Genomic DNA, 12,360 nt, shown 5'->3' with positions numbered 1-12,360 from the left:
GTGAATTACTCACCCGTAACGGGCTGAAAACGGGATTGGCCTACTCGTTACGCCACTTTCCAGCGCAGCGAACTGCGCCAGCCTAACGACAGGGCTGGCACTTTGATGATTGCGATTTCAGAAGCCATGTTGCATGATTCCCATTTTGATAATGTCTGCAATCATTAGCCTCTGTTTGCCAACTTCTGCCGCTGATTGCCCGAATTCGCATTGATACTAATACCCAATTGAGTATTAGTAAATACCCAAAGGAATATATTTTGATTTTAGATTCTCAAGTGAATAATGAAGAGTTACTCGATAGAATCTGTCAGGTATATGGTTTTACCCAAAAAATCCAGCTGGCTCGGCACTTCAATATTGCCGCCAGTTCCCTTCAGAACCGCTACGCGCGCGGCACCATCTCCTACGACTTCGCGGTACAATGTGCACTGGACACAGGGGCCAGCCTGCGCTGGTTGATGACCGGACAGGGTGCCCAGTTTGAAGGTAACCCTGCGCCTGGCGATCCCGTTGCTGTTGTAACATTCACTCTCAGTGATGGTCAGCTGGAAGAAAATTCCACTTTGAGTATCGATTCACATCTCTTTAGCAAACCGCTCACTCGCGGTATCGCAGTCCGGTCTGAGGCAAAGCTCCACTTTGTTGAAAAAGGGGCGTCATTAACCGACGGGCTATGGCTGGTTGAGATTGAAGGCACTATCAGTCTTCGTGATTTAACCCTGCTGCCGGGGAAAAAACTCCACGTCGCGGGCGGCAAAGTCCCCTTTGAATGCGGTATCGATGAGATAAAAACACTGGGCCGTGTGGTGGGCATCTACAGCGAGGTGAACTGATGGCGGGTCGTATGGTACGTATGGCATCATTCGATTTCGCTATGCAGGGCATTCAGCCTTAGGTATTCCTTCAGGACTGGCAGAACAAGAACCGGGGCCAACGCTCCCCCGCCAGCCTTTCGGCTTCCTGTTCGTGCCACTCTTCTTCACAAACCCTAAAAACTAAAGAAATCCCCCATCGCGCCGATCATCATCCGTGTGTATTATTTCCTGTAGCGTTTACAACAATTAACCTTAACTCAAATACTTAAGCGCCAAAGCGAAAGGCATCATGAGCACACCGATCAAACGGCTAGAAATCATAAAAAATGCGATTGAACTGGAAGACGACGACATCATCCAGAGCCAGCTGACACGGCTGAAAAATGAAGCGTTTGACGATGAGCTACAGGCAATCGTCGCGGCGCTTGAGCAGAAAAACTATACCGTTGCCATGGCGGCGATCGCTGCCTGGCTACAGGGCCAGCGCGCCATGACGCAATGGCGTGACCCGCAGGTGGCGGCCAGCAAGATGGAGCTAAAAGCGCTGGAAGAGCGCCTCAGGGATTTGATTGACCGTCGCAATGCCCGCGTGCAACAGCTCGATGAATTCAACGATCTCTATTTCTCCCGCCTCGGACCGCTGATGCAGCAGATCCTCGCCCTGCGTAAAACGCTGGCGGAGCTGAACCTGCGACGTCAACAGGCGGAGGCGCGTCGACGTGAGGAAGACTACCGTCGCTGCCAGCGCTATATGGCGCAGGCGGTGGAGGTGCTGGCGATGCTGACCCAGCGCTGGCGCGATCTGCCTGCGGATTCCGTACAGGCCGCCGAGGCGCGTAAGCAACTGCAGCAGCAAATCAATCTGATTGCTAACCTGCTGGCCGAAGCGCTGGAGCTGGAGAGTGGCTTAACGCGCGAAGAAGAGCCTGCACGTCAGGCGCGCGACGAGGCCAATGAAGAGTACGAGAAATACCGCGAGCAGCATCACGATGCCGAAATGCGTCTGCGTAAAGGCAAGAACCTCTCCGAGGAAGATCAGAACGAACTGAAGCGTCTCTGGCGTCAGGCGAGCAAGCTCTGCCATCCGGACCTGGTCGCTGACGATCTGAAAGAAGAGGCCAACGCGATGATGGTGCAACTCAACCAGGCCAAACAGCGTGGTGACGTTAAAGCCATTCGTTCGCTGGTGGCACGTCTGCAGCAGGGCTTTGAGCCGCTGATGGCCAGCGACAGGCTGAACGATCTGGAACGTATCCGCAAAAAAATGGCGCAGGTTCGCGAGCAGATTGACACGTTAGTGAACGAGCTGGCGGAGCTGGAGAAAGAGGAGTCCTGGCTGCTGGTCTCGTCGCTGAGCAATATGGAAGCCTACTTTGCCCAGCAGGAGAAGGCGCTGCACGACGTTCGCGCCTCGCTCGAACATCAGGTGAGCGAAGCGCAGCTGGAGTCCGCAGCCTGATTATTTAGCGTGCCAGTATGCACTGGCACGCACCAGCTGCTGGTCGATTGCGTCGGTTTCAAACTGACGGCTCAGGTTTTTCACCACCTTCCCTTCCCCGGTCAGCCAGATAAAATAATCTTCCGCAGGCACCGTCAACGCCGCCAGACGCTCGGCCACCGCCTGTTCGCTGTGGCCGACAACCCAGGTGATGTTGAACGCGCTCAGATGGGCCAGATAGTCCTGATACGACGCATCACCGACCGTCACCACCGCATGAATGTCCGGGCGAACCGGCAGTGTTGCGATGCTTTCCAGGCGACGGCGCAGCGCGGGCATGCCGGATTCATCGCACACGTACAGTTGCCAGGCATAATCTTCCGGCACAACCAGCGAACCGCGCGGGCCGCCAATCGTGAGCGTGTCACCCACTTTTGCCTCTGTCGCCCAGTGACTTGCAACGCCGCCATCGTGTATGAAGAAATCGAGCACCAGCTCATGCCGTTCGGCATCGTACAGGGGTGTATAGTCTCGCGCCTGCGGACGCACACCGTCGCCCCAGTCGATACCTTCATCGGTAACAACCGGTGGTACAAAGGTCGCTCCCGGGGCCGGGAAAAACACTTTTGTGTGGTCGTCGAAACCGCGAGAGCTAAAGCCCTCCAGCGCCTCGCCGCCTAAAACAATGCGCTGGAAACCTGCGCTGACACGCTCAACGCGAAGCACGTCCAGCTTGCGAAAACGGAGATCATTACGAACACGTTGTGGGTAACGGGTGGATGTCATGGTGAGACCCTTCTCAGGTGAATACGATATATCTAAATCAATTTTAAATGATAATGATTGCTAATCAGCAAGAATGCAAGATCTTTTAGATTGCATCTGAATATATCTAAGATATAGTTTAGATATATCAATTTGAAGGGATGAGTATGCGAAACGAACACGACGGCGGCGGACGCCGACCACGCTTTTTTGGTCACGGCGATCTGCGTCTGGTGATACTGGATATCCTGACCCACAACGCGAGCCATGGCTACGAGTTGATCAAGGCGATCGAGAACATGACGCAGGGGAATTACACCCCAAGCCCTGGCGTTATCTACCCGACCCTCGATTACCTTCAGGATCAGACCTATATCACCATCACCGAAGAAGAGAATGGCCGCAAGAGAATTGCGATTACCGTGGCCGGTCAGCAGTGGCTGGATGAAAATCAGGAGCAGCTGGCGCAAATTCAGGCGCGTATCAAAGCGCGCTCCGTCGGCTTCCAGCTGAGAAAAAACCCGCAAATGAAGCGGGCTCTGGATAACTTCAAAGCGGTGTTAGACCTGAAGGTGAACCAGGGCGAACTCAGCGATGCGCAGCTTAAGCAGATCATCGGCGTGATCGACCGCGCAGCGCTGGAGATCTCCCAGCTGGATTAAGCCGGTACGCGATCGCTCACGCGGAAGACGCGGACAAGGTCTTTCAGGTGCATCGCCTGTTCGTTCAGGGACGCTGCTGCCGCGACAGACTCCTCCACCAGGGCGGAGTTCTGCTGCGTGGTGGCATCAATCAGGCCGATCGCGCTGTTAATCTGCGAGATCCCTTCCGTCTGCTCATGGCTGGCCTGGCGGATCTCACGCAGAATGACATCCATCTCTTCCACGTTGCCGACCATACCGTTAATCAACTCGCTCGCTTTCTCGACCAGGTTCATCCCGTCCTGCGTCTGGCTGGTAGAACTTTCGATCAGCTGACGAATTTCACTGGCGGATGACGCACTCTTCTGCGCAAGCTGACGCACTTCGCCCGCCACCACCGCAAAACCACGACCGTGCTCGCCCGCACGTGCCGCTTCCACCGCCGCGTTCAGCGCCAGAATGTTGGTCTGGAAAGCGATGGCATCGATCAGGTCGATGATGTCGGACATCCGGTGAGAGGTCTCGTTAATCAGGCGCATTTTGCTGGTGACCTGCTTCATCATCTCGCCGTTGTTTTTGACCACCATGGCGGCGTCCGCCGAGAGGTGAGTTGCTTCTCCGGTGTGTGAGGCGGTGTTTTTTACCGTCGCCGTGATCTGCTCCATCGAGGCAGCGGTTTGTTCAACAGAGCTGGCCTGCTCTTCGGTGCGCGCGGCAAGATCCTGGTTCCCCGCGACAATCTGCGCGGCGGCACTCGAGATATTCTCCGAACCGGTCTGGACCTGCTGCACAATGTCCAGCAGACGCGTTTTCATCTCCATCAGCGCATGCAGCAGCAGGCCGGTTTCGTCTTTACCGTGCGGCGTGATGCTGCCGGTCAGATCGCCTTCAGCAATGGCTTTTGCAAAATCCACCGCCTCGCCCAGCGGACGCGTGATTGAGCGCACGATAAACCAGCCAATCAGGCTGCCGGTCGCGACGCTAAAGAGCGTGATCAGGATCAGCAGCAGGCGGTTCGATTTGAAATCGCCCTCGACCTGCACTCCTGCGCTTTGCATTTCCTGGTTCTGAATCGCGATCAGCGCCTGCACGTTGGCTTTATAGGCCTGCTGTAGCTTCAGGGTGTTGGTCATCATCTCCTGAATAGCGCCCGCCCGATCGTTATTCTGCACCGCCTGCAAAATGCGATAACGCGAGTCCAGATACTGCTGACGCACGCCGCGTATCTCAGCAAGAACCCGCTGTGATTCTGGATCCTGCAGCGCAGTATTCAGCTCGCCGAGGATCACCGTAATCTGTTCGCTGATCGCTTTAAGACGCTGCTGTGACTGCGCTGTATACGTTCCCTGTTCATCCAGTAACATCAGCTGCTGAGTGCCAATAAATTCCTGGAAGTTGTCGATTAACTGGTTCGCTTTTACCGTGGTCGGATAATCACGGGTAATGATGGATTGCATTCCGTTGTTCGCCCGGTTCAGGCTTAGCAAGGATAAACTCGCACTGACCACCATCAGGACAATAAAGAATCCAAACGCCAGAAATAATTTCGTGCCGATCTTTACGTCATGTAAGAACATATTTTCTCCATCGATGTGATTATTTCTCAAACGATCACCGTTATCGGTAACGAAACCGCTAACTTTATGACTTTGATCGTTTTTTTATTTCATAATCACGGCAATGGATAGGTGTAGACTATTAATATCCGCAAATCGATCGTTACCTCACCCTTAGATGAGGCATTTTCAAAATAGCATCGGGGAAAACGGACTTAGGCTGGGGTAAATATCTGATGTGCTTTCTTTAGTTACTTAATATAAAGTTAACAATAAAAGACATTAATAATTACATTCAGAAAAAATAAAGCCGCTTATTCCTGATGAAATAAACGGCTTTCTGGAACCTTACTGGCTCAATGGAGCACGGTTACCGCATCCTTAAGACGCCCGGCGCGATGCTTCACCATTGCGGATATGTGGGCACTTTCCTCAACCAGATCGGCATTTTTCTGCGTGATGCTGTCCAGCTCGGCCACCGCACGGGTGAGCTCTGACAAGCCGGTAGCCTGTTCAGAGGTGGAGTGGCTGATCTGCGCGATAAGCTGCGTCACGTTTTTCACCTGCTCGACGATATCATCCATTGTACGACCGGCGGCATGAACCTGATCAGAGCCGGACTGCACCTTGCTGGCGCTGGCATCAATCAGCTTGCGAATATCGTTGGCTGCACTGGCGCTACGGCTGGCGAGATGGCGCACTTCGCCGGCGACAACCGCAAAGCCTTTCCCCTGCTCACCGGCTCTTGCCGCCTCCACCGCCGCATTCAGCGCCAGAATATTGGTCTGAAACGCGATGTCGTTAATAAGGGAGGTAATCGAGCCAATCCGCTGCGTGCTATCCGCGATGTCATCCATGGTTTTCACCACCGTCTGCATCGCGTTTCCGCCTTTGGTCGCCGCGCTGCTGGCGGCCACTGACAGCTTGTCCACTTCGGCGGCGGTTTCTGAATTACTCTGCACGGAGGCGGCCATCTGGTTCATTGTCGCCACGGTCTGCTGCACATTGGCCACGGTCTGACGCGTCCGATCGTTCAGATCTTCATTCCCCTTTGCCAGCCTGTCGCTGCCATCACGCACGCTCACCACCTGGCTTGACACATCGTTAATCAACCAGCGGCACATCAGCCCCAGTTGCCCGACCGCACGCAGGGTCAACCCCAGCTCGTCGCTGCGGTTCAGGTGCTGCACGCTGTTGCGCTCGCCGGTGGCGACTTTCAGCGCCTGACGCGCCACGTTTTCGATCGGACGAACAATCTGCTGCTCGAACAGCAGCGTGCCCAGCAACATGACTACCGCGGCGGCAGCCAGCGGGTACGCACCCGCTGAGGTGGCCACCAGTGTGGCAGCCAGCACCGCAAACAACCCCGCCATCACGCTGCGCACGCGCCAGCGCAGCGGCATTGCCGGAAGTTTCCCCAGCCAGCCTTTCCTTACCACCAGTCCTTTGTGAATACGTTTCTTGCAGCGCCCGTCATTTAGAGCACGATAGAGCGGCTCCACGCCAGCAATCTCTTCTGCCGTGGCTTTGGTGCGAATCGACATATAGCCCGTCACCTGCCCGTGACGCACCATCGGCACCGCGTTGGCGCGCACCCAGTAGTGGTCGCCATTTTTACGTCGGTTTTTGACAATGCCGCTCCACGGCTCGCCCTTTTGCAGGGTGTACCACATATCGGCAAACGCCGCTTTTGGCATATCGGGGTGGCGCACCAGATTGTGCGGCTGGCCCATCAGCTCATCAAGCTGATAGCCACTCACCTGCACAAAGGTGTCGTTGGCGTGGGTCAGGTAACTGTGGATATCGGTGGTCGACATTAAGGTGGTGTCATCGTCCAGAGGATATTCATTCTGGGTGACAAAGGTTGGAGCGGACATCGTGAGCATCCCTTGCAGGTTATTTGAATGTTAATTTTGTGGATTAATGTTTTTTCGGCGGTAAAGAATTTATCTTTAGTTGTTAAAGTTGATAGAGATCGCAGATTTCACTTAAACCGCACTTTTTGTAAGATTTTATAATTCATTGATTTCAAATACTTTCGTAGAGAAATTACCTGCAGAGTATGACGCGTTAACGCCCACTTAAGTCGCAGCGTCTGCACTCTATAAGTGCAATGGCCTTTTAATCGCACCTCCCCAGGCCTTTTCCGCCGTACCGCTAAATCCCGTATCGGTTATATCGGCATGATTAAATTTTGCGCAACATAATGTTAACCTGGTGTTTATCCTGATTTTCGTTAAGGCATCTGAAGTGGCGTAATCCCTGCAATACTTAATCCAGTATCATGTGATACGCGATCCCCAGGAGCACATTTTGAACAGGTTACCTTCCAGCGCCTCGGCTCTTGCCTGTACCGCGCACGCACTGAATCTCATTGAGAAGCGAACGCTTGATCATGAGGAGATGAAACAACTTAACCGAGAGGTCATCGATTACTTTAAAGAGCATGTCAATCCAGGGTTTTTGGAGTATCGCAAATCTGTTACCGCCGGCGGGGATTACGGAGCCGTAGAGTGGCAAGCGGGAAGTCTTAATACGCTTGTCGACACCCAGGGACAGGAGTTTATAGATTGCCTGGGTGGTTTTGGAATTTTCAACGTGGGGCACCGTAATCCAGTTGTGGTTTCCGCCGTACAGAATCAACTTGCGAAACAACCTCTCCATAGCCAGGAACTGCTCGATCCGCTTCGCGCTATGCTCGCGAAAACGCTCGCGGCCTTAACGCCCGGCAAACTGAAGTACAGCTTCTTTAGCAACAGCGGCACGGAATCGGTCGAAGCGGCGATTAAACTCGCCAAAGCGTACCAGTCGCCGCGCGGCAAATTCACGTTTATCGCCACCAGCGGCGCGTTCCACGGAAAATCGCTGGGCGCACTGTCGGCTACCGCCAAATCTACTTTCCGCAAACCGTTCATGCCGCTGCTGCCGGGCTTCCGCCACGTGCCGTTTGGTGACATTAGCGCTATGCGCACCATGCTGAGCGAATGCCGTAAAACCGGCGACGACGTGGCAGCGGTGATCCTGGAGCCTATTCAGGGTGAGGGCGGCGTGATCCTGCCCCCGCAGGGCTATCTGCCTGCCGTGCGTCAGTTGTGCGATGAGTTTGGCGCACTGCTGATCCTCGACGAAGTCCAAACCGGGATGGGGCGTACGGGCAAGATGTTTGCCTGCGAGCATGAGAACGTCCAGCCGGACATTCTCTGTCTGGCAAAAGCGCTGGGCGGCGGCGTGATGCCGATTGGCGCGACGGTGGCGACCGAAGAGGTCTTCTCGGTGCTGTTCGACAACCCGTTCCTGCACACCACGACGTTTGGCGGTAACCCGCTGGCCTGCGCGGCCGCGCTGGCGACCATCAACGTGCTGCTGGATCAAAACCTGCCTGCACAGGCGGAACAGAAAGGCGATATGCTGCTGGACGGTTTCCGCCAGTTGGGCCGGGAATATCCGGATCTGGTGCAGGATGCGCGGGGTAAAGGATTGCTGATGGCCATTGAGTTTGTCGACAACGAAATCGGCTACAGCTTCGCGAGCGAGATGTTCCGCCAGCGTGTCCTGGTTGCCGGAACGCTCAACAACTCGAAGACCATTCGCATTGAACCGCCGCTGACGCTGACGGTTGAACAGTGTGAGCAGGTGCTGAAAGCGGCGCGTAAAGCGCTGGCAGCCCTGCGGGTAAGCGTGGAAGAAGCGTGATATCCCCTCCCCCTCCTGACGGAGGGGGCGTTTTTAGCGGTGAAACTCCGCCACCGTCATGGTAAACCGCAACACATTTTCGCCCTCATTCGCGTAGCCGTGTGCCGCTTCCGTTTTCGCCACCGCCGAAGCGCCTGCCGCCACCTGCGTGACCGCCTCTTCGACCGTCAGGGTCAATCCTCCCTCAGTGACATGCAGCAGCTCAAACGTTCCCGCCGGATGCCCCGGTGAGGTAAAACGCTCCCCCGGATGCATTACCCACTGCCAGAGTTCAATCATATCCGGGCCAGACGTGCCCGCGAGCAGCCGGGCATATCCGCCCTGTGGGCCCTGCCACAGAACCGGGATCGCCGCTTCTTCTATGACGTGCACCCGCGGCTCGCTGGAGACGTTTACGATATCCGCCACCGAAACGCCCAGCGCGGCAGCCAGCTTGCAGAGAATGGCAATGCTGGGATTCGCCGCCCCTTTTTCAATCTCCACCAGCATGCCTTTGCTGACGCTGGCGCGGCGTGAAAGCTCATCCAGCGACAATTTTTTCTCTTTGCGCCAGTTGCGAATGCGGGTGGCGACGGCCAGGCTTACCTGGGCGATATCGGCACCCGAATCGGTCATTATATTGACTTTATCAGTCATTGGTCACTACCATAGTATAAAACAGTCAATACAGGATTATTTATGTCTCTCGTTACGCCGTCAATAGACCCGCGTCTTACCGGGATTGCCCCCGGCTTTCGGGCGCTGAGCATTCTGGTTGAAGCCGCCCCGATAACCCAGCCGGACGTGGCCTCTGCCGCGCTGGAACAGGCCTGCCAGCAGGTCCTCACTGATGATGTCGCCTGGGCGGAAGCGCACCTCAGCGCCTGGGATGACGTGTTCAGAGCGTTTGGTGCGAAACCGAAACGCACGCCCTGCTCGGCATCGGCCCTGCGTAAGCGAGTGCTGAAAGAGGGCGCACTGCCCCCGCTCGATCCAGTGGTCGATATTTACAATGCCATCAGCATTCGTTACGCCATTCCCGTCGGGGGTGAGAACCTTGCCGCTTATGCAGGCGCACCGCGTCTGACGCTTGCCGAAGGTAATGAACCGTTTGATACCCTGAAAGAGGGCCAGCCGGTTATCGAATACCCGGATGCGGGCGAAGTTATCTGGCGCGATGATGTCGGCGTCACCTGCCGTCGCTGGAACTGGCGCCAGGGCGTGCGTACACGTCTCGATAGCCAGGCGCAACACATGTGGTTTATTCTCGAAAGTCTGCCGTCGATGCCGTTATCGGCGTTGCAGGAGGCTGGCGATGAGTTAGTCAGCAACCTGCAGCGGCTGATGCCGGGCTCCACTGCTCACCTTCAACTGATTGAACTCTAAAAGGATAAGCGGATGTTTCACGGGTTAAGCGCATTCCCTCTGACGCCATTGCGAGAGGGGAAATTTGATGAGCAGGCGTTTGTGCAGTTGCTGCGCCCGCTGGTGGATGCCGGTGTCGATTCGCTGGGGATCCTCGGTTCGACGGGCAGTTACGCGTATCTGATGCCTGAAGAGCGCACGCATATCACCCGTTGCGCCGTGTCGCATGCCGACAACATTCCGGTGAGCGTAAGTATTGGCGCGCTTCGCCTCGACGATATTCTCCGTCTTGCGGATGAGGCGCAAAGCGCCGGCGCCCGCGGGGTGTTACTGGCCCCCGTGTCGTACCAGCGCCTGACGGCAGAGGAAGTGTTTACCCTGTATGAGACGGTGACCCACCGCATCTCTGTTCCGCTGTGCATTTACGACAACCCGGCCACCACCGGGTTCGAGTTTAACGACGATTTGCTGTATGCCGTGGCGGCGCTACCGAACGTCAAATCCGTCAAGCTCGGGCGCATACCGGACGATATCGCCCACATGCGTGCCCGTCTTCCTGAAAACGTCACCCTGGGCATCAGTGGCGACTGGCGGGCGGCGTCAGCCCTGCAGGCCGGGTTTGATGTCTGGTATTCGGTTATCGCAGGGCTCTATCCGCAGACGGCACTGGCGATTGCCCGAGCCAAAGACACCGCCCCCTCAGACCGGCTGGCACCGCTGTGGGCGCTGTTCCGCCAGTACGGCAGTTTGCGGGTGATGGCCGCAGCAGCAGAAATGTCAGGGAAAGTGGCCGCGCCTGCACTGCCGTTCCCGCTTGCGTCGCTGAGCGGGAAACCGCGCGAAACGCTGGCGGCGATCCTGGCGGACCTGGCCCTCGCCTGAGCATCGCCGGGCTAGCGTAAGCGCTACCCGGCGGTCTGTTACTCCGGCAACAACCCGACAAAACTGCGTTTTTTGCGCGGCTCTGACATCAGGTCCTCAAGCTTATCCACGCAGGCAAGATAGTGCGGGGTTTTCTTGTGCGCCAGCACCGCCTCTTCATCCTTGTAGGCTTCGTAGATAAAGAACCGGGTTTTCACGCGCGGATCCTGTAAAACATCAAAGCGCAAATTGCCCGGCTCCTGAATCGCCCCTTCGTGGTTAGCGCGAAACACCTCCAGAAACTCATCGACCCGCTCGGGTTTGATGTTGATTTCCACTAATGTCACGTTCATTTTGCTTCTCCCTGTTTCTCTTCCTGCCAGAACTGGAACGCGTCCCGCGCGCTCATGTTCTCATGTACCACTTTTTTCACCGCTTTCAGCATGGCCAGCGGGGCGCTGGACTGGAAGATATTGCGGCCCATGTCCACGCCGGACGCCCCCTGGTCAATCGCCCGCCAGCACATCTCCAGCGCGTCGTGCTCCGGCAGCTTTTTGCCTCCGGCAATCACGATCGGCACCGGGCAGCTGGCGGTTACTTTTTCAAACCCTTCGTCGACATAATAGGTTTTGACGAACTGCGCCCCCATCTCGGCCGCGATACGGCTGGCAAGCGAGAAATACCGCGCGTCGCGCGCCATCTCTTTGCCAACGCCCGTTACCGCCAGGGTCGGCATGCCATAGCGCGCACCGGCATCCACCAGTTTGATGATGTTGTTGATCGACTGATGTTCAAACTCACTGCCGATGTACACCTGCGCCGCCACCGCGCAGACGTTCAGGCGCAGCGCATCTTCCATCGCCACCGCCACGCACTCGTTGGAAAGTTCCCCTAAAATCGAATTGCCGCCGGAGGCGCGCAACACGACGGGTTTATTGGTGGCGACAGGCACCTGGCTGCGCAAAATACCGCGGGTGCACATCAGCACGTCGGTTTCCCCAAACAGCGGGGCGATAGAGAGATCGATACGCTCAAGGCCGGTCGTCGGTCCCTGGAAATAGCCGTGGTCAAAGGCCAGCATCACCGTGCGGTTGCTTTTTGGGTTGAAGATGCGCGCCAGCCTGGACTGCATTCCCCAGTCCAGCGAGCCGCACCCCTTCAGGGTAAACGGCACGTTCTGCTGCGGTGTGCCGATGCCAAAATCTTTGCCGTCTTTGATGTCGTCTAAATCAGCCATTTGCTCC

General features: G+C 56.1%; 12 protein-coding genes. 6 read left to right on the top strand and 6 right to left on the bottom strand.

Annotated elements, in window-relative coordinates; genetic code table 11:
• Positions 1-260 precede the first annotated feature (260 nt).
• Together AC2FAP_RS11260 and AC2FAP_RS11255 are read left to right on the top strand one after the other, a co-directional pair.
• Complete coding sequence (locus tag AC2FAP_RS11260; protein ID WP_025202968.1) at positions 261-836, top strand: phage repressor protein CI; 576 nt, start codon at positions 261-263, stop codon at positions 834-836.
• Between the two features lie 271 nt (positions 837-1,107).
• A complete protein-coding gene (locus AC2FAP_RS11255; protein WP_485452939.1) occupies positions 1,108-2,277 on the top strand; it encodes a DNA repair protein in 1,170 nt (389 codons plus the stop codon).
• On the opposite strand, the gene AC2FAP_RS11250 is transcribed toward AC2FAP_RS11255, so the two are convergent.
• Positions 2,278-3,042, bottom strand: a complete 765-nt coding sequence (locus AC2FAP_RS11250; protein ID WP_032680231.1) for a siderophore-interacting protein — start codon at positions 3,040-3,042, stop codon at positions 2,278-2,280.
• Positions 3,043-3,188: 146 nt separating this feature from the next.
• Here AC2FAP_RS11250 and AC2FAP_RS11245 point away from each other — a divergent pair, with 146 nt between their 5' ends.
• Entirely contained in the window at positions 3,189-3,683 is a 495-nt protein-coding gene (locus AC2FAP_RS11245; protein WP_032679005.1) for a PadR family transcriptional regulator, read from the top strand.
• Here AC2FAP_RS11245 and AC2FAP_RS11240 read toward each other — a convergent pair.
• Positions 3,680-5,239: a methyl-accepting chemotaxis protein gene (locus AC2FAP_RS11240; protein WP_485452938.1), complete on the bottom strand. Its 1,560-nt coding sequence runs from the start codon at positions 5,237-5,239 to the stop codon at positions 3,680-3,682. The genes AC2FAP_RS11245 and AC2FAP_RS11240 overlap by 4 nt on opposite strands.
• 335 nt (positions 5,240-5,574) lie before the next feature.
• Positions 5,575-7,095 (bottom strand): methyl-accepting chemotaxis protein, encoded by a 1,521-nt coding sequence (locus tag AC2FAP_RS11235; protein ID WP_025202964.1) that lies wholly within the window; start codon positions 7,093-7,095, stop codon positions 5,575-5,577.
• A gap of 436 nt (positions 7,096-7,531) precedes the next feature.
• Between AC2FAP_RS11235 and ygjG the strand changes: the two genes are divergently transcribed.
• Positions 7,532-8,911: a putrescine aminotransferase gene (gene ygjG / locus AC2FAP_RS11230; protein WP_020883590.1), complete on the top strand. Its 1,380-nt coding sequence runs from the start codon at positions 7,532-7,534 to the stop codon at positions 8,909-8,911.
• Between the two features lie 33 nt (positions 8,912-8,944).
• On the opposite strand, the gene AC2FAP_RS11225 is transcribed toward ygjG, so the two are convergent.
• Positions 8,945-9,547 (bottom strand): helix-turn-helix domain-containing protein, encoded by a 603-nt coding sequence (locus AC2FAP_RS11225; protein ID WP_063214102.1) that lies wholly within the window; start codon positions 9,545-9,547, stop codon positions 8,945-8,947.
• Between the two features lie 42 nt (positions 9,548-9,589).
• Between AC2FAP_RS11225 and AC2FAP_RS11220 the strand changes: the two genes are divergently transcribed.
• Both AC2FAP_RS11220 and AC2FAP_RS11215 read left to right on the top strand, forming a co-directional pair.
• Positions 9,590-10,276: a B3/B4 domain-containing protein gene (locus AC2FAP_RS11220; protein WP_485452937.1), complete on the top strand. Its 687-nt coding sequence runs from the start codon at positions 9,590-9,592 to the stop codon at positions 10,274-10,276.
• Positions 10,277-10,288: 12 nt separating this feature from the next.
• Positions 10,289-11,137: a dihydrodipicolinate synthase family protein gene (locus AC2FAP_RS11215; protein WP_485452936.1), complete on the top strand. Its 849-nt coding sequence runs from the start codon at positions 10,289-10,291 to the stop codon at positions 11,135-11,137.
• 38 nt (positions 11,138-11,175) lie between these two features.
• Here the strand turns inward: AC2FAP_RS11215 and lsrG are convergent, their stop codons facing one another.
• Positions 11,176-11,469: a (4S)-4-hydroxy-5-phosphonooxypentane-2,3-dione isomerase gene (gene lsrG, locus AC2FAP_RS11210; RefSeq protein WP_063214104.1), complete on the bottom strand. Its 294-nt coding sequence runs from the start codon at positions 11,467-11,469 to the stop codon at positions 11,176-11,178.
• Positions 11,466-12,353, bottom strand: a complete 888-nt coding sequence (gene lsrF / locus AC2FAP_RS11205) for a 3-hydroxy-5-phosphonooxypentane-2,4-dione thiolase (RefSeq protein WP_014171710.1) — start codon at positions 12,351-12,353, stop codon at positions 11,466-11,468. Before lsrF ends, lsrG begins: the two co-directional genes overlap by 4 nt.
• Positions 12,354-12,360: the final 7 nt, after the last annotated feature.

The organism is Enterobacter cloacae complex sp. 394I7 (assembly GCF_057320345.1).
Note: the sequence above shows the minus strand (reverse complement) of the source record. Positions and strands in the feature narration are given on the sequence as shown.